At 53.4% G+C, this 21,880-nt stretch carries 17 protein-coding genes and 1 pseudogene; 3 read left to right on the top strand and 15 right to left on the bottom strand.

The genetic code is table 11. The features are described from left to right. Nucleotides 1-39 precede the first annotated feature (39 nt). From JYE49_RS14380 to JYE49_RS14315, 14 genes and pseudogenes are all read right to left on the bottom strand, one after another. Nucleotides 40-1,203, bottom strand: a complete 1,164-nt coding sequence (locus JYE49_RS14380; RefSeq protein ID WP_093957599.1) for a 1-deoxy-D-xylulose-5-phosphate reductoisomerase — start codon at nt 1,201-1,203, stop codon at nt 40-42. A gap of 111 nt (nt 1,204-1,314) precedes the next feature. Continuing rightward, nucleotides 1,315-2,139 carry a phosphatidate cytidylyltransferase gene (locus JYE49_RS14375; protein WP_093957600.1) on the bottom strand — a complete coding sequence of 275 codons (825 nt, stop codon included), beginning with the start codon at nt 2,137-2,139 and terminating at the stop codon, nt 1,315-1,317. A gap of 149 nt (nt 2,140-2,288) precedes the next feature. Beyond that, a complete protein-coding gene (uppS, locus tag JYE49_RS14370) occupies nt 2,289-3,053 on the bottom strand; it encodes an undecaprenyl pyrophosphate synthase (RefSeq protein WP_093957797.1) in 765 nt (254 codons plus the stop codon). Between the two features lie 115 nt (nt 3,054-3,168). Then, nucleotides 3,169-3,726: a ribosome recycling factor gene (gene frr / locus JYE49_RS14365; protein WP_093957601.1), complete on the bottom strand. Its 558-nt coding sequence runs from the start codon at nt 3,724-3,726 to the stop codon at nt 3,169-3,171. A 250-nt stretch (nt 3,727-3,976) separates the two neighbouring features. Continuing rightward, the gene (locus JYE49_RS14360; RefSeq protein ID WP_093957602.1) at nt 3,977-4,777 is read right to left on the bottom strand and encodes an ABC transporter permease; all 801 of its coding nucleotides are present in this window, start codon (nt 4,775-4,777) and stop codon (nt 3,977-3,979) included. A gap of 4 nt (nt 4,778-4,781) precedes the next feature. After that, nucleotides 4,782-5,534, bottom strand: coding sequence for an ABC transporter permease (locus tag JYE49_RS14355; protein WP_093957603.1), 753 nt, complete (start codon nt 5,532-5,534; stop codon nt 4,782-4,784). A gap of 165 nt (nt 5,535-5,699) precedes the next feature. Beyond that, nucleotides 5,700-6,509 carry an ABC transporter ATP-binding protein gene (locus tag JYE49_RS14350; protein ID WP_093957604.1) on the bottom strand — a complete coding sequence of 270 codons (810 nt, stop codon included), beginning with the start codon at nt 6,507-6,509 and terminating at the stop codon, nt 5,700-5,702. A gap of 205 nt (nt 6,510-6,714) precedes the next feature. Further along, nucleotides 6,715-7,935 carry a hypothetical protein gene (locus JYE49_RS14345; RefSeq protein ID WP_093957605.1) on the bottom strand — a complete coding sequence of 407 codons (1,221 nt, stop codon included), beginning with the start codon at nt 7,933-7,935 and terminating at the stop codon, nt 6,715-6,717. A gap of 25 nt (nt 7,936-7,960) precedes the next feature. Continuing rightward, a complete protein-coding gene (locus JYE49_RS14340) occupies nt 7,961-9,253 on the bottom strand; it encodes an ATP-binding cassette domain-containing protein (RefSeq protein WP_093957606.1) in 1,293 nt (430 codons plus the stop codon). A 44-nt stretch (nt 9,254-9,297) separates the two neighbouring features. Further along, nucleotides 9,298-10,236 carry an ABC transporter ATP-binding protein gene (locus tag JYE49_RS14335; RefSeq protein ID WP_369413345.1) on the bottom strand — a complete coding sequence of 313 codons (939 nt, stop codon included), beginning with the start codon at nt 10,234-10,236 and terminating at the stop codon, nt 9,298-9,300. Nucleotides 10,237-10,650: 414 nt separating this feature from the next. Then, nucleotides 10,651-11,046 (bottom strand): annotated as a pseudogene (locus JYE49_RS14330) (ATP-binding cassette domain-containing protein); the annotation flags it as partial. An 8-nt stretch (nt 11,047-11,054) separates the two neighbouring features. Then, nucleotides 11,055-11,996, bottom strand: coding sequence for an ABC transporter permease (locus JYE49_RS14325; RefSeq protein ID WP_093957798.1), 942 nt, complete (start codon nt 11,994-11,996; stop codon nt 11,055-11,057). A 54-nt stretch (nt 11,997-12,050) separates the two neighbouring features. Continuing rightward, entirely contained in the window at nt 12,051-13,622 is a 1,572-nt protein-coding gene (locus JYE49_RS14320; protein WP_093957608.1) for an ABC transporter permease, read from the bottom strand. Between the two features lie 134 nt (nt 13,623-13,756). After that, nucleotides 13,757-15,901, bottom strand: a complete 2,145-nt coding sequence (locus tag JYE49_RS14315) for an ABC transporter substrate-binding protein (protein WP_093957609.1) — start codon at nt 15,899-15,901, stop codon at nt 13,757-13,759. Nucleotides 15,902-16,410: 509 nt separating this feature from the next. Between JYE49_RS14315 and JYE49_RS14310 the strand changes: the two genes are divergently transcribed. Beyond that, nucleotides 16,411-17,856 (top strand): TldD/PmbA family protein, encoded by a 1,446-nt coding sequence (locus JYE49_RS14310; RefSeq protein ID WP_093957610.1) that lies wholly within the window; start codon nt 16,411-16,413, stop codon nt 17,854-17,856. Continuing rightward, entirely contained in the window at nt 17,856-19,148 is a 1,293-nt protein-coding gene (locus JYE49_RS14305; RefSeq protein ID WP_283399402.1) for a metallopeptidase TldD-related protein, read from the top strand. Before JYE49_RS14310 ends, JYE49_RS14305 begins: the two co-directional genes overlap by 1 nt. Nucleotides 19,149-19,184: 36 nt before the next feature. Here the strand turns inward: JYE49_RS14305 and JYE49_RS14300 are convergent, their stop codons facing one another. Beyond that, complete coding sequence (locus JYE49_RS14300; protein ID WP_093957611.1) at nt 19,185-19,595, bottom strand: hypothetical protein; 411 nt, start codon at nt 19,593-19,595, stop codon at nt 19,185-19,187. A gap of 205 nt (nt 19,596-19,800) precedes the next feature. On the opposite strand from JYE49_RS14300, the gene JYE49_RS14295 reads away from it, so the two are divergent. Continuing rightward, nucleotides 19,801-21,726, top strand: coding sequence for an ABC transporter substrate-binding protein (locus tag JYE49_RS14295; RefSeq protein WP_093957612.1), 1,926 nt, complete (start codon nt 19,801-19,803; stop codon nt 21,724-21,726). Nucleotides 21,727-21,880 lie beyond the last annotated feature (154 nt).

Genomic DNA, 21,880 nt, shown 5'->3' with positions numbered 1-21,880 from the left:
GTCCACCGCACTCTGATGGTATGCAAAATGCCGCAGACATTATAATTCTGAATTCTGAATTCTGAATTCTGAATTGGATACAGCTCTTGCGAGCTGATCAGCATGATAGATGTCCTCTATGCAGTTTGCCCGCAAGCCTGCCAGCTTCTCCAATGCTTTTTCCACGCGCACCGCGATCTGTCCGAAAGGAATCTCTTCCCGCAGGAAAGCGGCCACGGCCTCTTCATTTGCTCCGTTGAATACGGTGCATGCAGCTCCGCCGGCCCGCAGGCACTCCCGTGCCAGCCGCAGTGCCGGGAACTTCTCTTCATCCGGTTTTTCAAAGGTCAGGCTTCCCAGCTTGAACAGGTCGGGCGCAGGCACGCCGGTTTCAATACGTTCCGGATAGGCCATCGCGTAACCGATCGGCACCCGCATATCCGGTTCACCCAGCTGTGCCAGTACCGCGCCGTCTTTAAAGACCACCGCGCTGTGCACAATACTCTGGGGATGGACCACCACTTCAATCCGGTCCTCCGGCATATCAAACAGCCACCGGGCTTCCATGATTTCCAGTCCCTTGTTGAACATGCTGGCGCTGTCCACGGTAATCTTCGCGCCCATGTTCCAGTTGGGATGCTTCAGCGCTTCCGCCTTTGTAGCCTTTTCAATTCTTTCCTTGTCCCAGGTACGGAAAGGGCCGCCGGAAGCTGTCAGCAGGATTTTCTCTGCTTTGTTGGTTCCGTCTGCCTGCAGGCACTGGAAAATCGCGCTGTGTTCACTGTCCACCGGCAGCAGGGGTTTCCCGGCTTTCCGGGCCAGTTCCGTTACCAGATGGCCGCCGGTTACCAGAGCTTCCTTGTTGGCCAGCAGCACCTGTTTCCCGGCCTTCAGCGCATCCATGACGCCCTGCAGTCCGGCAATACCTACAATGCTGACCAGCACCATTTCCGCGTCTGTTTCCGCAGCCGCGGCATGCAGTGCTTCTTTCCCTGAAAGGAAATGGCAGAACTTCAGGTCTTCCGGAATTTCCGCCGGATCAAAGCTATCTGTCAGGCCCGCGATTTCCGGCCGGAATTCCCGCACCTGTTCAAACAGCTTTTCCTTGCTTCCCCGGGCAGTCAGCGCCACCACACGGTACCGGTCCGGATGCCGTCTGCACAGATCCAGCGCCTGCGTTCCGATCGACCCCGTCGATCCTAGTATCGCAATCTTCTTAATCATTCAATCTTTCCTCGTTTTCCTGTACAAGTTCTTTTATTCATCAAGTCAGGAAAGTATTCATAATTATGAATTATGAATTGTGAATTATAAATTTGTACTGTTATCTGATGTTTATTTAAACATCAGATAACAGTACATAAGTACTGCCATAAACAGCACGCTGTCCAGCCGATCCAGCATACCGCCGTGTCCCGGGAACAGGTTGGAGAAATCCTTGATTCCGCTGTGACGCTTCACCAGGCTGGCAAACAGGTCGCCGATCTGGCCGGCAATGCCGCCCAGGAAACCCAAAATCAGGTAATGCCACCAGACAGGCAGCTTGGCCAGGGTCGGCGCGTCGCAGAACGCTACGCTCAGTCCATACACCGCCATCGCGGCAATCACGCTGCCCGCCATGCCGCCGATGCTTCCGGCGATCGTCTTCTTCGGGCTGACAGCCGGGCAGAACTTCGGCCCGCCGATCGCGCTGCCCACAAACAGGGCAAACACATCTCCGAGCAGAGGCACCGCAAAGGTCAGGCACAGCAGCACAACTTCCACTGCCTTCTGGTCCGGGATCAGGCTCAGGGCCACCAGACTCAGTCCAGGCAGCGCCACCGTCAGCAGCGGCAGCGCACTCATGCTCAGGTCTGTCAGTTCAGGCTCCTGTCCCTTCCGGAACAGGATCACGGTAATCATCATAAACAGGCCCGCAGCCAGCAGCGGCACAATCACCTTTACGCCGAACAGCCAGGTCAGCGGCAGCGATACGCCCACGATGATCCAGGTCGGCCAGGAAACCACATGATGTCCCGCGGTTGCCAGCGCGTGGTATTCTTCCCAGATCGCAAAGCAGATACAAACAAGCGTCGCCAGCGCCATGCACCAGTTCGGCAGCCACAGATTAATCGCCAGGAAAGCACTCAGCAGCAAACCCGTAATAAATCTTTGTTTCATCCCTTATTCCATCCTCTGTGAAATAATACATTTTCACGTTTCAGTTACTAGTCTGTTAATCAGCCTTTGGTTGTCATTCCGACCAAGGCCGCAGGCCGCGTGGAGGAATCCCTTGATATAATTCTGAATTCTGAATTATGAATTCTTAATTATACTCTTCCTCCAAACCTTCTGTTCCGGTGCGCAAACGCGTCCAGCGCCTGGTCATAGTCATGCACGGTAAAGTCCGGCCACAGCACTGTCGGGAAAACAAACTCCGCATATGCGTTCTGGTACAGCAGGAAGTTGCTCAGCCGCTGTTCTCCGCTGGTCCGGATCAGCAGATCCACGTCCGGCTGTCCCCGGGTGTACAGATGATCAGAAATCGTCTGCTCCGTAATCTCTTCTGCCCGGATGTCACCGTTCCGTACCAGTGTGGCAATCTCCTTCGCCGCCATCACCAGTTCAGCCCGGCCGCCGTAATTCACCGCGATATTCAGCCGGAGTCCCGTGTTTTTCCGGGTCCGATTTTCCGCCTCAATCAGCGTTTCACGCTGTTTTTCCGGCAGCCGGCTCTTGTCGCCCAGAATCAGGATCCGGACATTTTTCGCGTCCAGCTCATCAATCTCGGAGGCAAAGAAGTCCAGGATCAGCTGCATCAGTGCAGCCACTTCCTCTTCGGAGCGGTTCCAGTTTTCCGTGGAAAAAGCATACAGACTCAGTGCTCCGATTCCCAGATCATCCGTATGGCGGATAATCTCCCGCAGGGTTTCCGTACCCTGCCGATGGCCCCGGGACACGTTCAGCTTATGCTTCTTGGCCCAGCGGCCGTTTCCGTCCATGATAATGGCCACGTGCTTCGGCAGCTTTTCAAATTCATCCGATGTCCTCGGCGGCTTCTTCAGTGCCAGGGACAATGCAGTCTTCAGCTTCATGCTTTTTCCCTTTCCCATATACTGCCAAAACCCGCCTCTCGGCGGGTTTTGATCGATATCGTGCGCTTTTATGAACCGCTTGCGTCCGCGGTGTGCGCATGATCCCGCTTCGGCGTCAGACTTCCATGATTTCCTTTTCTTTCTTGGCGAAGATCTCGTCGACTTCCTTGACCGCCTTGTCCGTCAGCTTCTGCATATCTTCTTCGGCGTCCCGCTGATCATCCTCGGTGATCTCGCTGTTCTTCTTCAGCTTCTTGATCTGTTCAATTGCGTCGCGGCGGATGGAGCGGATGGCCACCTTGGTGTCTTCCGCACCCTTGGAAGCGACCTTTGTCAGATCCTTACGGCGTTCCTCGTTCAGTTCCGGGAAGACCAGGCGGATCAGCTTGCCGTCGTTGGACGGATTCAGTCCCAGGTCGCTCTTCTGGATGGCTTTCTCAACCTGGGGAATCATCTTGGCTTCCCAGGGAGCAATCACCAGCAGCCGGGGTTCCGGAGAGGAGATATTGCCGATCTGATTAATGGGGGTGGGCGTTCCGTAGTAGTCCACCAGAATCCGGTCCAGCAGCTGCGGATTTGCACGGCCGGCGCGCAGACTCATCATATCCCGCTCGTACACCTCGCAGGATTTCTTCATTTTCTCTTTTGCTGTATTGATAACGTCCTGAAGCATGGGTTTCCCTCCTCGTTTCAGTATCAGAAAATGTCTGCGAATATTATACTGTTTTTTGCCTTCTCTGGCAACTCATTTTTCGTTGCTGTACAGGCCTGTTCAGTATCTGAAACTTTCGCCCGGAGGGCGAAAATATCACATTCCGCGTCAGCGGAATATATCATATTGGGCAGAACGCCCAATATATCACATTTGCCCGCCGGGCAAATATATCATTTCATGGCTTATGGAGAATATCCATAAGCCATGATTAGCTTCCTGTAGACCGGTAAAACTTCAGTGCTTTCCGGAACAGCATGTACATGATAAAAAACAGCACCAGCCCTGCCAGGGGCGTCACAAACCCGGTCCATACCGGCCAGCCAAACAGCGGCTTGTCCAGGATAATGGAAGCCGGCACATGCATCACCAGCGCAAAGGGCGCCACCACCGTAAACAGGATCCGCAGCGGCCGGGGATAGATATCGCTGGGATACTCGCAGGCGCTGCGTCCGCCGTAAGTCAGCGTATTGGCCAGCTCAATGGACTTCACGCTGTGGATCGTCAGGATCGCCTCCACCATGAACAGTCCCAGGATCAGCCAGAAGCTGAAGAAGATGGATTCCGCCATCATCAGCACTTTCAACGGCGACCAGGCAATCGCGGAAATCCTGCTGCCCATGATCAGGCTCACGGTACCCACCGCAATGCAGGCAATCCGCCGGGGATCCGCCCCGCTGCACAACACCTGGGTCAGGATTCCCCTGGGCCGAAGCATCAGTGTGTCCAGCTGCCCGTTCCGTACCATGGAGGGGAAATTGCCCGTCAGCCCCCGTCCGAAGATCTCCGTCAGGTAAAAGGAAACCGACATCAGGCCGAAAAAGAAATACAGGTCTCCGGGGCCCCACTGGTTCACCCGGTCAAACCGGTCAATCAGCAGGATCACCGCCAGCAGCTCGCCGCCTTCCATCACCAGCTGTGCCAGGGTCTGCATCAGGAAGGAAAGCGGATACTGCAGCTGGCTTTTGATAAGCATCGCCATGGACCGGCAGTACAAACGAAGGGTATTCATCTTCTCAGCCTCCCTGCACAATCATTTTCTTCTGATTCGCGCGCCACAGCAGGCATCCGCCCGCCACCAGCAGCACCGTCCAGCAGAGCTGGATTATCATCACAGCCGGTGCCTGTCCCAGCGCATACTCTCCGGTATACAGCCGGATCGGCGCGTCCAGCATCTGGGCATAGGGCAGCAGGGTGATTGCCCGCTGCCAGCTGTCCGGAAACAGCGTCAGCGGCAGGATATTACCGCTGAACGTCATCAGCAACAGGTTCAGCAGGGCCTGCACGCCCCGGGGATCCAGCGTGCGCATGGTCAGTCCCATCGTGACATTTTCCAGCGCGCAGATACAGAACATGCCCAGGATCAGGGCTGCCAGCGCAGCCAGCAGCGCCGGTACGGAAGCCGGCAGGGCAAGTCCCCATCCCGCCGGCAGCAGCGCCGCGATCACCAGCATCGGCAGCGCCCGCAGGATGCTCCCGGTCATCTTCATTGCCAGCACCCGGGAATAGTAATAACCGTACAGGTGCAGCGGCCGGCACAGGTCATAGGCGATTGCTCCTGTCCGAATCCGGTCCAGCAGGTCTGTGTCCGTGCTCAGCAGCATCCGGAAGAATGCCTGCTGCAGCCATACATAGGTGGTGATATTGCTCAGCGGCATGTCCTGCGGCTTCCCCGCATACATCGCCCGGTAGATCGCTACCAGCACCAGTCCGAAAAACGTCTGGCAGATCAGTCCGCCCAGCACCGCTCCCCGGTACTGTGTCTCCATCTTTCTCCTCATCCTGAATATCGATAAATATGCTTTCATTTTTTCCTCACATACACATTCAAACAGGTCAAAGTAACTTTCACATCCGTCGCAGACGGATATTTCATACAGGCTGAAAGCTTGTATGAAATATTTGACGAAGTCAAATATTTCATTTATATGCTTTTATAATCCCAGGTTCTTATACATAGAAGCAATGACCTGATCAATATTCTGGTGTTCTTCCACCTGCACTGTCTTGGTCGTGTCATACTGTGTCAGCAGTTCCTGCAGCCCGCCGTCATACAGTTTGCTGCCGTGTCCCAGTACCATTACCCGGGAGCACAAGGCCACGATATCTTCCATGTCGTGTGTCGTCAGCAGGATGGTGGTTCCCTTTTCCGCGTTCTCCCACCGCAGGAAGTCCCGCAGGGCCAGTTTACTCACCGCGTCCAGGCCGATGGTCGGCTCATCCAGGTACAGCAGTTCCGGGCTGTGCAGAAGACTGCCGCACAGTTCCGCCCGCATCCGTTGGCCCAGACTCAGCAGCCGCAGCGGTGTCCGTAAAAGATCTCCCAGCTGCAGTGCTTCCGTCAGTTCGTCCAGCCGTTTCTTATAGCTGGCTTCCGGAACCCGGTAAATGTCTTTCAGCAGGGAGTAGCTGTCCAGCAGCGGCACGTCCCACCACAATTGTGTCCGCTGGCCGAACACCACGCCGATATGGCTCACATGCTCCTTCCGGTTCTCCCAGGGCACTCTTCCGCCCACAGTCACCGTTCCGCTCTCCGGCACAAGAATCCCGGAGAGGATCTTGACCGTTGTGGATTTGCCGGCGCCGTTCGGCCCGATATAGCCTACCAGCTCTCCTTTTTCGATTTCAAAAGAAACGTCCTGCAGCGCGTGTACGGTCTCTTTTTCGCGAAGCAAAGAACCCTTCTCCCGTTTTTTGCGCACGACAAAAGACTTGCAAAGATGGTCGACAAAAATATAGCTCATGAAAAAATCCTCCCGATTTATTCCCATATGCAGTTGGGTATTCTCGAAGCGGATTATCCTGAATTCTTTTATGAATCCTGAATGATCATTGCGAAGTGGGTAGGAATATATCATATCCATCGGGGGAAGTCAATACAGGATAACAAAAAAAAACGCCGCAGGGATCAAATGATGAGTCATCAGATCACCTGCGGTGTTTATTCTCTTATTCTTTTCCTTCCGAAAGGATCAATCCGCCGTTGCCGAATGATGTCAGCGCGCCCTGCCGGGCCAGCCATAGTGTACAGTCGCTCCCAGCCGCTTTCTTCCATTCTGCCTCATCAGCATCCGTCCGGGTCAGGCAGTTCAGGAAGCGGCCAAGCAGATCTGCACAGCCGCCTTTTTCAGCATAGGCCGCCAGTCCGTCCACCGGCCGCGCATCTAATCCATCTTCTGCGGAAATCCAGGCTGTTCGGAGCATTCCGTCCTGATACCGGTATGAATAGCGCCTGTCTCCGCCCGGACACGGAACGAGCATCATCAATGCAGCGGGACCCTTGTATTCTGCCTGGCCGATTTGCTTCACGCTGCCATCAGAATCCGCCAGTATTTTCAGTGCGAAATTCTGACGGTCATCCAGGCAGCGGATAAATCCATCTTTGCTGGACAGTACCGCTCTGCGCCATCCGGATGCAGTCAGTGCCTCCGCCAGGTCATCAATGATATAGGCGTTTTTCTGCCATCCGAAATCAATCCACCTGGCAATTCCGTATTCCTCGCCGAAGGCCCGGCATTCATCGGATATGTTCAGGAACACGATGTTGTTATCCCGCAGTTCCAGCCTGATATCTCCCGAAGCGATATAACCGGTTGTCCGGGTGATAAACTCAGCCAGCTCAGCATCCTTCCGAGGATCAGCGGCTGCTGCCTCTTCATCCGTCTGGCTGAACCATACAGAATCCCATACTTCGTATACCGGTCCGAGATAAAGCCAGTTCCCAGCAGACAGCGTATGCTGCAATGCCCGGTAAAGCTCCGCATCTACCTGGATTGCTTCTCCGGGATGATGATTGATGTACCAGACGTTGTTTGTGTCAGCCACATACTCCTGTGTCGTATACAGCGTATAGGCTTTCCGGGCCGCGTCAGAATAAACGGTGGTCAAACGCTTCCGTTCCGTCAGCGGAGCTTCCCCGCCTGCCCCCAGCTCCACCTGCACCACAAAATCAGATGATACATTCAAGCCAGCACTGCCGTCCGCTTCCAGCTGTGTCCATCCGGCTTCCACACTGAACAGTTGGTTGAACCCATAATAGAAAGCCCCGGCTGCTATCGCCAGGGCTAAAATCATCAGAATCAGGCGAAGCTTGTGATTTTTAATATCCAGCGGAATCCGTTTCACCGGTTTCGGCGCTGTTTCCCGAAAATCCCGTGCTTCGCGTTTCATCTTGTTTTCTTCCTTTCAGATATCCTTACAGAACTGACATCAGCAGGAAAATCAGGAACAGTAGTATAATCGCTCCCAGCACACAGAATCCTGCTATCGTGCCTGTTCTGCACATCTTATAGTTGCGGAAATGGCGCCGCTTCTTGAACATCAGTGTCGCGATAATTCCCAGCGGTGCCAGGAAGAAGCAGAGTACAGCCAGCCAGATGCTTCCCGTATCATGGATCGGCGTCTGCAGGAAGTCTTCGTCCACTACGGCATTATCATTCACAGAAGACGGTGCTTCTTCTCCTTCGTCCAGGATCGTGATGGACTTCAGCGGTACGCCTGCTTCGCGCTGTGCCTTGTATTCTTCAATTTCCTTGCTGTTGCCGTATACAAAATGGTTATGGCCGATATCCGTCATCTGCGGTTTGTCCGTGCTGTAATCATGCACGGAAGGATCGTAGGTGAACAGAGCCTTGTGCTTTTCCAGCTTCGGATCCGGAATCGGAATGGCGGAAATCAGGGACCGGGTGTACGGATGCAGGGGGTAGTCAAACAGCTCCTCTGTATCCGCGATTTCCACAATGTCTCCCTTGTAGATAACAGCGATCCGGTCAGAGATAAAGCGGACAATAGACAGGTCATGCGCAATGAACAGGTAAGTTATTTCCCGCTCTTTCTGGAATTTCTTCATCAGGTTCAGCACCTGTGCACGGATCGAAACGTCCAGGGCGGAAATCGGCTCGTCTGCGATAACCAGTTCCGGTTCCATGATCATGGCACGGGCCAGGCCGATACGCTGGCGCTGTCCGCCGGAGAACTCATGCGGGTACCGGGTCAGGTGTTCCGGAAGCAGGCCGACTTCCTCAATCATGGTTTCGACCTTTTTCACCCGGTCAGCTTCATTTTCGAACAAATGGAAGTTGTACAGGCCTTCGGAAATGATATAGTCCACCGTAGCCCGTTCGTTCAGGCACGCTGCGGGATCCTGGAAGACCATCTGGATATTCCGGATGACCTCCCGGTCCAGTGCCTTGGAAATCTTGCCGGAAATCCGGACGCCCTTATAATCAATCTCACCGGCCGCGCAGGGGTTAACGCGGATCACGGCACGGCCGATTGTGGTCTTGCCGGAACCGGATTCGCCCACCAGCGAGAAAGTCTCTCCCTTGTAAATATCAAAGGAGGCATTCTTTACCGCCTTCACCGCGTTATCACCTTTACCGAAGGTGATATCCACGTTCTTCAGGGAAAGAAGGATTTCCCTTCCCTCTTCATTCAGCGGGCCGCGTGCCGGCAGTTCACTTGCTCTGTTGATCAATTTCTGTGTCATGCTTCTTCCTCTTCCGTTTCAGATCAGTTCTGCCCGAATACTGATCAAAGATGATACGCTTCCACCAGTTTTTCGTGGATATTCTCAATAATCTTTGGTTTTTCCACTTTCGGTGCCCGGGGATCCAGCAGCCAGGTCTTGGCGTAATGGGTCTCGCTCACCTGGAACATCGGCGGCTCCTTCAGTGTATCAATCTTCATGCAATAGTTGTTGCGGGGAGCAAACGGATCACCGACAATCTTGTTATACAGGGACGGCGGTGTACCGGTAATGGAGAACAGTTCCGTGTTCCGCTCCGCCAGCTGAGGCAGGGAGGACAGCAGCGCCCAGGTATAGGGATGGCGCGGATCGTAGAAGACCTCTTCCACTTCTCCGTATTCCACGATCTGTCCCGCATACATAACCGCAACCCGGTCCGCGATATTGGCAACCACACCAAGGTCATGGGTAATGAATACAATCGTATAGTTGAATTCCTTCTGCAGGTCTTTCAGCAGCTTCAGGATCTGGGCCTGGATCGTCACATCCAGTGCAGTGGTCGGTTCATCGCAGATCAGAACCTTGGGCTGGCAGCTCAGGGCAATGGCGATAACAATGCGCTGACGCATACCGCCGGAATACTGGAAGGGATAATCATCAAAACGCTTTTCAGGGTTCGGAATACCCACTTTGTACATCAGCTCCAGTGCGCGGCGGCGTGCTTCCACCTCAGAACACTTCTGGTGCTTGATGATAATGGACATAATCTGTTTGCCGATAGTAATGATCGGATTCAGGCTGGTCATAGGATCCTGGAATACGGTAGCAATCCGTGTTCCGCGGATTTTCGTCCAGTCCGTTGCATCCTTGACTTTCGCCAGGTTCAGCACACAGGTTCCGTGCAGACGGTTCTCTGTTTCGTCCAGGTAACGAACACGGAAAGTCACCGGATCAAAAACAGCATTGCGCACTTCCTCGTCATCCAGGTTTTTACCTTCCCGCATGGCCTCAGTCAGGGCTTTTACCAGTTCCCGCTCATTCCTGCGGCGTTTCAGTGCACCGTACCGTCCGACAGAAAGCTCAATTTCTTTTGCCAGGATTGCGTTGCGCTCTTCTGTCTCCCGGGTAATGCCTCCCGCGATTTCCTGTTTATAGCGGGCATTCAGCTCGTCTTTCTTTTCCTGAACCTGTACCAGGAAGGCCTGGTCTGTAGCGGCATCCTGCTTTTTCTTTGCAATCCGCTCTTTCTGCGTCTTCTTGAGATTCTCGATCTGCTGATCCATCTCTTTGAGCCGCTTGTCAGCCTTCCGGATCAGTTCCTTTTCCTTGCGGGGATCATACGTCTGTTTCAGGTTGAACAGTTCAGTCCGCTGGAAGGCAATCTCCTTGATCTCATCTTCCATTGCCTGCATTTCTTCTTCAGAAAGCGTAGCCCGGGCTTTTTTCTCCGCCTCCAGTGCCTGGATCTCCTGCCAGGTCTCCGCCCCTGCCTCCAGCTTGCTGGCTTCATTCAGTTTCTTTTCAATAAACGCAATGCCTCTCCGGGTACGCTTATTGTAAGAAACTGTAGTATCCGCCAGTTCGCTGTCATCATAGATGATGCTTCCCTGGTCAATAAAACCGTTGGAATCCAGCATACCGGCAAAGGTCTTTGTGAAAACGGATTTTCCGGATCCGGATTCACCCACAATGGCAATGGATTCATTTTCGTAGATATCCAGGTTGATATTCCGGATAGCGGTCAGGATTCTGCCCCGGACCCGGAATTTAACAACCAGATCCTTGATGCTGAGCAATACTTTTTTCTGTTCCATAAGGCACCTCACATATGAGTCCGGGGATCGGAAGCATCGCCCAGGTTCTGACCCACCACATACAACACAATGGTAATAATGGACGCAACAACAACCGGAGACCAGAATTCAAACTGCCATCCGGGGGTCAGCATCGCATTTTCCGCGGAGTAGATCAGTCTGCCCAGGGACATATCCGACATACCCATACCAATGTAGGACAGGAACACTTCGTAGGAAATATAGGAAGGAATTTCTGTGGCTGCAAGCGTCACGATCACGGAAGTCATAAAGGGCAGGATGTTCTTCATGGCAATCCGGGTAATCGGGGTGCCCAGGCAGCGGGACGCCAGGTTATACTCTCGATCCCGGATGATAATCACCTGGGTCCGGATGAAATAGGCAATGCCCAGCCATCCTGTAATTGTCAGCGCAAAAACCATGGTCCAGAAACCGGCGGAAAAGATCAGCACCAATACGGCGATGAACAGCAGATACGGGACATTGCCGATGATGTTATACACCTCGGTCATAACCATATCCACTTTCTTGGAGAATCCCCAGATGGCGCCAATCACAACACCAAGTGTCAGGTTGATTGCCGCGCAAAGGAAAGCCATGGAAACAGAAATCCGGCTGCCGTACCATACCGCGTCAAAAGTGGATTGGCCGGAAGCTCCGGTACCAAGAATATAGTGAATGTTATGTCCCAGTGCCTCCATAGCTACAGAAGGCGTCAGGTGTTTTGTCCATCCTTCCAGTATGTTGGCGTATGGATCATAATGATTGATTGCAGGATAAATGTAAGTGAACGCCAGGATGATGGCAAACAACGTCAGGATCACAACATTGATCCTTTTCCGGAAAAACACCCGGAACACACTCCTCCAGTAAGAATAGCGCGGAGCGGTGATTTTTTCCGATTCCAGAGCGGAATGATCCACGTGGGAGAACAATTCTCCGTCAGACATATTAAATTCAGACAGATCAGTCATCTGTGTATTCTTCAATTCACTCACTCTTGCTCACCTCGCTTTCGATGTAAAGGAGATTCTGGGATCCACCATGGACATCAGCACGTCGCCCAGGATGATGGAAGTAATGGACAGAATCGCGTAGAACAGCGTCACACCCACGATTGCGCCGTTATCGTACATGTTGATAGCTTTTGTCAGCAGGTTGCCGGCGCCGGGAACCACGTATACCCGCTCAGTGATAATGGCGCCAATCATTGCACCCAGGATTGTGCCGGGAATGCCGTGTACCAGCGGAATAATGGAATTCTTCAGGATATGGCGGGTGAAAATTTCCCGCTCGGAAAGCCCGCCTGAACGGGCGAATTTGACATAGTCAGCGTTCATCTGGTCGATCATGTACCGGCGCAGCCACTTCATCAGGCCTGCTGCGGACGGAAGCGCCAGTGAAACAATCGGCAGTACATACATCACCCAGTCATTCGAATCCATATTGAAGGTGGTGGGCAGCCCTATGCTGTAGCCGATCGCCTTGAACAGGAAAATATAAGCCAGGGAAGGTACCGCAATGATAAAGATGATATAGAGTGTGCCAATCTTGTCGACCAGCTTATCCTTGCGCAGTGCCATGGTGATGCCCAGCGGCACACCCAGCAGATACGCCAGGATCACGGAAATAATACCGATCACGAAGGAGTACCCCAGCTTGCTCAGGCCTCCCTTGACCGTACTCACATTGGTATAATCATCCGTAAAACGATCCTTGTTGACCAGGCTGGCTTCCCTTGATCCATACAGATAGGAGGCGGTGTGAAGATCGTCAGCACTCTTTTCCTTCAGTCCCGTAGGATAGGTGATTTCAGTGGCAACATAAGATCCCTGCGGTGCGGACATGCTGGTGGTAATATCCACACCTGCGTTAACCGTATAGCTCTTGCCGAGATTCAGGCTCACCAGGTTCTGGTGAATAAACGGGAATTTATTATCTGTATACAGCAGGTATTTGTATTTTGTACCGTTGCCGATGATTGCGGGAGCAAACTTGTCTCCGCCGTACAGGGGATCATGCAGGGTGAATGTCAGGCCTCTTTCGCCCACATCCTCCTGCACATAATGGATATTGTCCACGCTGACAATACCCGTGAAATAATTCCACAAGCGTCCCAGCAGCGGCTTATCCTTGAATGCGAAAAGCTGTGCCTGTCCGCCTGTAGCCACCTTCTTTTTCTTGGCCATCTTGGCGTCCAGACGCATAACCTTATAGCCCTTGGCTTCGTATTCAGCCGTAAACCGGGCAACATACTCAGCCACCTGTTCCGTATCGTTGGCTGCCTTCGTTCCGATCGCCGACAGCGCGGTTGCCTCTTCCGGCTTCAGCTCTCCTGCGCTTGTCAGTCCCTGTAACCACTCAGCGTAAGGCACATAATCAATATACCCGAAGTCTTCCCACTTCCGGTACTGATAAACGACCTTCTGGTTGTTGCCCAGCTGGTTATACACCGAGTCCATGGCAAACACAAGCTGCCGGTCCAGGCAGGAATAAATCAGCAGCATAACTATGGCCACGACGATAACCACCGAGACCAGGCCATGCAGAATTCTGCGGAGCAGGTATTTAGTCATCCGATATCACTCTCAATCACGTAAAACTGAGGACAGAAAATAGTCCCCGAAAACATCGGCAAAGGGGATGACGCAAAGCCGTCATCCCCTGCCGTCATGTCCTTGTAAATCAGGCAGCTTCCGAATCTTCTGAATTAGAAGATACCCAGGCACTTGATCATGTAGCCCATATGATCGGGCAGCATGTTGTCAAGGTAGGTCTGAGGATCACCGTAGTCGGGACCCCAGCCGGATACGTCATAGATGTCGAAGTTGTGCTCATATCCGTTGCCCGGATAGTAGCCGGCATTGTACCAGTCGGTAGAGGTGTCGCAGTCAACTCTGTTCACGATCACAAACTTGCCTGTCACCTTTTCAATAGACTGCTTCAGCACTTCCGCACGGTTGGCGTAAATTTCGCTGGTGGCGAATACGGGCAGATCCAGGTAAATCGGATTTTCAGCGTCGATCACAACACCGGCTTCAGCCAGTTCAGCAACCGCTTTGTCCAGGAAGGCCTTGGCGTTCTCGGGGCTGTACCATCCGTCGAAACCGGAGGACTGCTGGGTCTCAGCATCCCAAACCTTGGCGGGGAACTCATCGGCGTCGATCTGAGCCTGCATGATTTCGCCGTAGTAGGTACCGGCAGCAAAGGTCTTGGCTTCGCCGTTGATGTCAACGGTCACTTCTTCCGGAACAAACACGAAGTTGCCGGGGGTGAAGGTGTTGATCATGGAAGCGTACTTCAGTTCTTCACCAACAGTCTGGGCTTCGTAGGAACCACGGTCCAGGCTCATCAGCAGGGCGCGGCGGAAGTTCGCATTCTGCATAGCGGCCTTGGTGCGGGCAGCCTGTTCAACGGTCTGGGTGGACACAGCCACGGTAGCGTCGTTGTAGTTCTTGAACGCGGTACGGTTGACCATGAAGAATCCCATGAAGGAAGTAGCGTCGGTGGCGGAGATGAAGTTGTGGTCATCGAACAGTCCATCAACCTTGGCCTGCTCCAGGGAAGAAGCAGTCAGGCCGCAGCTGCGCAGGATGCCGGCCTTGAAGTCATTGTAAGCCTTCAGGGCATCCTGGCCGTCATTGTAATACCAGTTGATGGTATGGATATTGATGTTGTCCTTGTTCCAGTAGGTCGGGTTGGCCTGGAACACGATGGTGTTTTCCTTGGTGGCGTTGGTCACGAGATACGGACCGCAGTATGCGATATGATCCGGATCCTTGCCGTACAGGTAGGTCTCGGCTTCCTTGTTGAACTCTTCGCCGAACTGGCCGCCCTGGGAGGTGTAATAGTCGCGGCTCATGGGAGCGAACACGCTGTAGCTCAGCATGGTTTCGAAGAAGAAGCTGGGAGCCGCCAGGGTGTACTCCAGGGTGTAATCATCCAGAGCCTTAACGCCGACCTGTTCAAAGTCGGTAATCTCACCGGCGATGTAAGCGTCAGCGTTCACAATGTTGGCGCCGGCTGCACCGGTCAGGTATTCCAGGCCTTCAGCGCAGTCCATCATGTGCTGCATACCGGCAACCCAGTCGTCAGCCTTCACGTCAGCGACCTTACGGCCCTGGCTGTCAACCCATTCAACACCCTCGCGGATTTTGAAGGTGTACTTCAGGCCGTCTTCGCTCACGGTCATTTCGGTGGCCAGTGCGGGCTGATGTACATTCTCGTTGTCATACTCGAACAGGCCGTCATAGGTGTTCACGATGGCACGGGTATCAGCCTGCTTGGAGGTGTTCAGCACGTCCCAGGTGGAAGGATCGCTGGTGTACGCATAGTTGTACACGTCAGTCAGCTTGTAGCCTTTGCCTTCCAGGTACTCTTTGGCCTTGGCTTCATAGGTGCCGGTGCCGCGGACTTCGTTCCACAGGTTACGAAGTTCCTGCACTTCTTCACCCTTCAGGATGCCATCTTCAACGACAACAGCCTGGTGCAGGCGGTCTTCATCATTGCCCCACAGGGTGGAAGAGGTGGAACGGGGAGCAACACGGGTGATGGCGAACTGGCCGCCGCGGCTCTCCAAGGGGATCATAACAGCCGCTTCAAACAGCTTCGCCTCGGCGATAGCCATCAGGGCATAACGCTCGGAAACATTGTCAGCTTCCTTTGCTTTTTCATAATACTCTTTGTATTCGCTCAGCACGAGTTCGTAGATTTCAGAGGATGTTTCTTCATAAGCTTCAACATCCACTTCTTCCGGCTGCGCATCCGCTGCGAGCTGGGGGGCTTCAGCAAAAGCCACGCCGCACAGCATGGTCAGCGCAAGAACCAGAGACAGAACCTTTACCAGTTTGGTCATTGTGGGTCATTCCTTTCTAAAATATTAATTCTATTATCGATCGGGTTCTCTCCCGATGAATAACCTTAAACACAACAAAAAGAATATAGTTGTATCTTTATACTATTCGTTTTTTTATATGCGGGGCTCTCCCCGGATCGTCCTTGGTAAAAAGGTGCCACTCAGGCAAGACTCCCCTTCTAGATCAAAAATCGTGAGAGTATTTTACCACAGCCTTATATAAATAGCAATCCGCACGTCTTGTATGGCCACCATCATACAACCACCATAATTTGTATAATGGTATTTTGCTTCCCGAACAAATAATTTCAACGCTTCCATCGTTCCGTGAAAACCATGCACCGCAAAAAACGCGCAATCAGCAAATCTGTGCTTTCTCTGTCCTCTGGATACCGTCTATTGTATACAGTCTACAGGATGCAGAGATTTTTACCAGATTTTAATTTGACTTCCACGTACCCCCTTTGTACAATGCTTTTGTCGCAATATATGAGAAAAGGAGAACCTTCATGAAAGCACCTTTTTCTTCTTATCTGAACGGAATCGCTCCTGGACTGAAGGAGCTGATCACCCTGCTCCGCGGGCGGTATGATTACGTATCCGTACTGTCCACAGACTCCGACGGCTTTTCTGTCACCATTTCCCAGCGTTCCAGGAACGTATCCCATGAAACGATCGCCACGGAACGCGGCACAGTGGTTCGTGTATACAAAAACGGACTCTATGCCGAATCAGCCTTCACCGGTTTTGATCCGGCCAAAGCAAAGGAAACCTTCGAAAGCATCACCCGGGAGCTTGACGCCCAGCTGCGCCTGCTGAACGCAAACGGTGTCAAGGCTTATGAAACCGGTATCCTTCCGGATGAAGCCCGTACTGTATTTGCAGAAAAGGAAACCGGCCGCCTGCCGAAAGAAGAAAACATTTCTGCCCTGGTGGATAAGCTGTCTGCCGTTTCCGATCAGGGGATGAAAGACGGAGCGGCCAAAGGCCTGAATGTGATCGATTTCCATGTCCGCGCCTCCTCCACGCATGTCTGCAAGATGTTCCTGACCGAGCATCAGGATCTTCGCCAGTCCTACGTCTTCAGCGAAGGAATGGCAGCCGCACTGGTTGCCGGTGAAGACCGTACGGAGATGGCTTATACCTCCCTGTCCGGTCTGGGCGGTCCGGAACTGTTCGATCACATGGAAGATAAAATCCCTGAAGTCCTGCGCATCGCGAAAGACCTGATTTCCGCGGAGCGGGTTGTGCCCGGGGAATATGACGTCATCACTGCACCGGAAGTAACCGGCCTGATCGCTCATGAAGCCTTCGGCCACGGTGTGGAGATGGATATGTTTGTCAAGGGACGCGCCCTGGGTGCCGACTACATCGGCAAACGGGTCGGTTCCGATCTGGTCACCATGCATGAAGGTGCACTGTGCGCAGAGGATGTTACCTCTTATGCCTTTGACGATGAGGGAACTCCCGCCGGTGACGTCACGGAAATTGACCGCGGCATCCTGCGCGGAGGAATCTGCGATGCCCTCAGTGCCCTGCGGCTGGGCGTCAAGCCCACCGGCAATGGCAAACGGGAGAATTTCTCCCACAAGGCCTATACCCGTATGACCAATACCATGTTCGATTCCGGCACCAGCACCCTGGAAGAGATGATTGCTTCCATTGAAAACGGTTATCTGCTTGAAGGCATGCAGTCCGGTATGGAAGACCCCAAACACTGGGGTATCCAGTGCATCCTCGACCGTGGCTATGAAATCAAGAACGGCAAGCTGACCGGTAAAGTGGTTTCTCCGCTGGTCATGACCGGTTATGTGCCGGACCTGCTTGGATCCGTCTCCATGGTATCCACAGACCGGGAGAGCTTTGGCGCCGGCGCATGCGGCAAAGGCCACAAGGAATGGGTCAAGGTTGCCGACGGCGGTCCCTATCTGAAAGCGAAAGTGAGGCTGGGATAATGGCTGATATGAATAACGCAGCGCTTGATACGCTGCTGAATGTACTGAAAACTTCAGGAGCAGATGCCTGGGAAGTAACTGATGAGGAAGAAAAGGGCTGGGAGTTTTACTTTATCCGTCACAGCCTGGACCAGCACAGAGTCAAGGATGTCCGTTCCTTCTCTGTCAGCGTCTACAAAAAGTTTGACGACTGCCTTGGCCGGGCGGAAGCGTCCATTCCTTCCGACGCTTCGGAAGAAGAGATGCGCCGCATCGTTAACGGGCTGTGCAGTGATGCTTCTTATGTACGCAATCCTTTCTATACGCTGAATACTCCCAGTGCGGCTGAAACAGAAACAAAAGCGGAAAAGATTGATCTGGAATCCATCAGCGGTGATTTTATCAAAGCACTGGCTTCGGTTCCGGAAACAGAAACAGAAGATCTGAACAGCTATGAAATCTTTGTCAGTGAGATCCGCCGCCGCTTCCTGAACAGCAACGGCATCGATGTAACCTCCGTCTATCCCTCCTCTATGGTGGAAGCAGTGGTCAATGCACGGAAAGACGGACATGAGATTGAGCTGTACCGGATGCTCAAATCTGGCACCTGCGACCGGGCGCAGCTGACCGCGGATCTGACTGAAGCCCTTACCTATGGCCGTGACAGGTTGGTTACTGTCCCCACTCCCGCATTGGAGAAGATGGATGTGGTCTTTGCCACCGATCCGTCCGTGGAACTCTATCGATTCTTTGCCTCCAAGCTGTTTACGTCCGTGGTGTACCGTGGCATGTCCGACTGGAAAATCGGGGATATGGTCGCACCGAAGAATATGACCATGCGTGCGGTGCGTTCCCTGTCCAACTCTTCCCGCAACTTCGCGTATGATGAGGAAGGCGCTCCGATCCGTGACCTGACCCTGATCGATCACGGCAAAGCTGTCAGCTACATGGGAAGCCGTCAGTTTGCCCAATACCTGGGGATGGATTCGTCCTTCATCGCTTCCAATATTGTTGTGGACGGCGGAACCGAATCCGCAGCTGATCTGCGCACCGGTGATTTCCTGGAGGTTGTGGAATTCTCCGATTTCCAGGTGGACCTGATTACCGGGGACATCGCCGGCGAGATCCGTCTGGCCTATCTGCATCAGGGCGGTAAGGTTACTCCCGTCTGCGGCGGTTCTGTCTCCGGCAGCTTCCCCGAATTGTCAAAGACCATGCGTTTCTCGAAGGAATCCCGGCAGTATAACACCATGCTGATTCCTTCCGTAACCCGCCTGCAGGGCGTCACAGTTACGGGAATAGAAAATGACTGACAGCTTGTCAGTCATTCCGTCCGCCGGTATGCCCGGTTAAACAATCGCGGCCAGTGTAAAACAGATCACCGTCAGGATCAGATCCGCCAGCAGCACGCAGGCGTTCTGTTCCTCCTGATCCAGTTCATCAAAGGTCACGATATCATCATCAATATGATCCGCCAGATCCCCGGTCAGGAATGGCGGATCTTTTCTTTTCATCCGTGGCAGTTTCGCATGGGGAATCTTCATCCCGTCCATCCGAAGCCAGGCCAGCACGGCGGACAGCGCGAAAATGAACCCCAGCAGCAGGGACAGATTGGAAAAGGAACTCAGTGTCCCGCCGGCAGGCAGGAAAAAATGAGCCAGCTGGGCTGCAAACAGTGCCAGGATACCCCTGGTAAACACTTTGTAGATCAGCGGGCGGATCATCTCACGGTCAAAATGGTTCCTGAGCCACTTTATCACCGCTTGTCTCCCCTTCTGTGTTATCCGTATTATAGACATAGTATTATATCACACGTTCCTGTTTTCGCATCCAAAAAACACCAAAAGTACATCGCGTTTTGTCCGGCTTTTCTTGATACCGGACACCGTTCTTTGGTATGATAAATCACACTCAAAGGAGAGCGCCTTTGGCAAAAAGTATATAAGAAGAAAGGACCATGCACAGATGAAGAAATTTCTGTCCCTCGTTCTGGCAGCTGTAATGCTGCTCGGTATCTGCTCCTTTGCGTCAGCCGACGAACTGACCACTCTGAACACCTATGAAACTCAGGGCCGTGAGCTCGAAACCTGGAATATCCATTATTCCCAGGCTGCTGCTGACCTGAACGTCCTGTGTAACCTGATCGACGGTCTGCTGACCAACGACAACCACGGCAACCTGAAGCTGAACGCCGCGAAGTCCTATGAGTCTCCCGACGGCGGCAAGACCTGGATCTTCACCCTGAATGAAGGCATGACCTGGTTCACCAAGGACGGCGAAGTACAGGCCGATGTGAAGGCTTCCGACTGGGCCACCGGTCTGGAGTGGGTTCTGAACTACGCGAAGAACGACTCCTACAACGTCTCCATGCCCGCCGAAATGATCGCCGGTGCCAACGAGTACTATGAGTACACCAAGGAACTGACCGGTGAAGACAACGCCAACGCGGAAGAAGTCAAAGCCCTGACCGCTGACGAAGGCTCCAAGTTCGCCGAGATGGTCGGTATCAAGTGTGACGACGAAGCCGGTACCATCACCTTCACGCTGGTGGATGCGCTGCCCTACTTCCCCTCCGTTGCCACCTACAACTGCCTGTATCCTCTGTCTGCTGATCTGATCGAGGAAATCGGCGTGGACGGCTACCGTGACATCACCTGGGAAAACATGTGGTATTCCGGTGCCTACACCGTCACCTACTTCGAAAACCTGAACCAGAAGGTGCTCACCAAGAGCCCCAACTACTGGAACGACGCCAACTGCAAGCGGTTCGACACCGTCACCATCAAGATGGTTGAATCCGTTGCTACCGCCTACCAGCTGTTCAAGCAGGGCGAACTGGATCATGTTTCCCTGGACCAGGCCACACTGCAGGGCATCTACGATGGAACTGCCGATGCCGAATACAAGGCCAACCTGGTTGAATCCCGTCCCACCAAGTATTCCTACCAGATCCACCTGGTCTATGCCAAGAACCTGGAAGACGGCGAAACTCCGGACGACAACTGGAACACCGCTGTTGCCAATGAAAACTTCCGTAAGGCCTGGTATTACGGACTGGACCTGACCAACTACTTTGCCCGCACCAACGCGATCAATCCCCTGTCCTGTCAGAACCTCTGCTACACCGGCAACGGCGTGGCCTTCACCTCTGACGGCACTGACTATACCGCGCTGGTCCGCAAGGAACTGGGTATGGATTACGACTATGAGAAGTATGTCCGCGTGGATGCTGAAAAGGCCGCTGAATACAAAGCCAAGGCCATGGAAGAGCTGACCGCCAAGGGCGTCACCTTCCCCGTCACTGTGGATTACTTCATCTCCGGCAGCAGCGACGTTGCCGCTCAAACCGCTGAGGTTCTGAAGAACATCTTCTCCACCTGCCTGGGCGATGACTTCGTCACCCTGAAGGTCAACACCTATATCTCCTCTCTGGCCAATGAAGTCCGGAAACCCCGCAAGGCTTCCATCTACATCAACGGCTGGGGCGCTGACTTCGCCGACCCGGTCAACTTCCTGGGCCAGGAAACCTACGCTGATCCCCAGGCTTACTACTCCAATGCCTACAGCAACTGCAACGACAACAAGGATCCCGACCTGATCGCTGCTTATCAGGAATTCACCGATCTGGTCGTCGCTGCCAAGGCGATCACCGACGATATGGATGCCCGCTATGCCGCTTTCGCGAAGGCTGAAGCCTGCATGCTGGATCATGTCCTGGTTATCCCCTGTAGCTACGAAGTTGGCTGGGAACTGACCAAGGTCAACAACTACTCCAAGGTGTACAGCATGTACGGCATGCAGGGTTATCGCTACGTGGATTGGGAAACCAATTCTGCTCCTTACACCACCGAAGAGATGGCTGCCTTTGCCGACGCGTACAACGCGGAGTAACAGAACCGGCCAGCAATCCGGATAAACCGGTGTAACCGAAAGCCAAGTGAAACCTGATTCGCTTCCGGGGCAGCCAGCCTGACTGCCCCGGAAGTTTTCGTACGCGGGGGAATTCCGTTCCGAGCCGCGCCCCGGACGATGTTCGGAACGGAAC

Source organism: Aristaeella hokkaidonensis (assembly GCF_018128945.1).
Classification (GTDB): domain Bacteria; phylum Bacillota; class Clostridia; order Christensenellales; family Aristaeellaceae; genus Aristaeella; species Aristaeella hokkaidonensis.
Note: the sequence above shows the minus strand (reverse complement) of the source record. Positions and strands in the feature narration are given on the sequence as shown.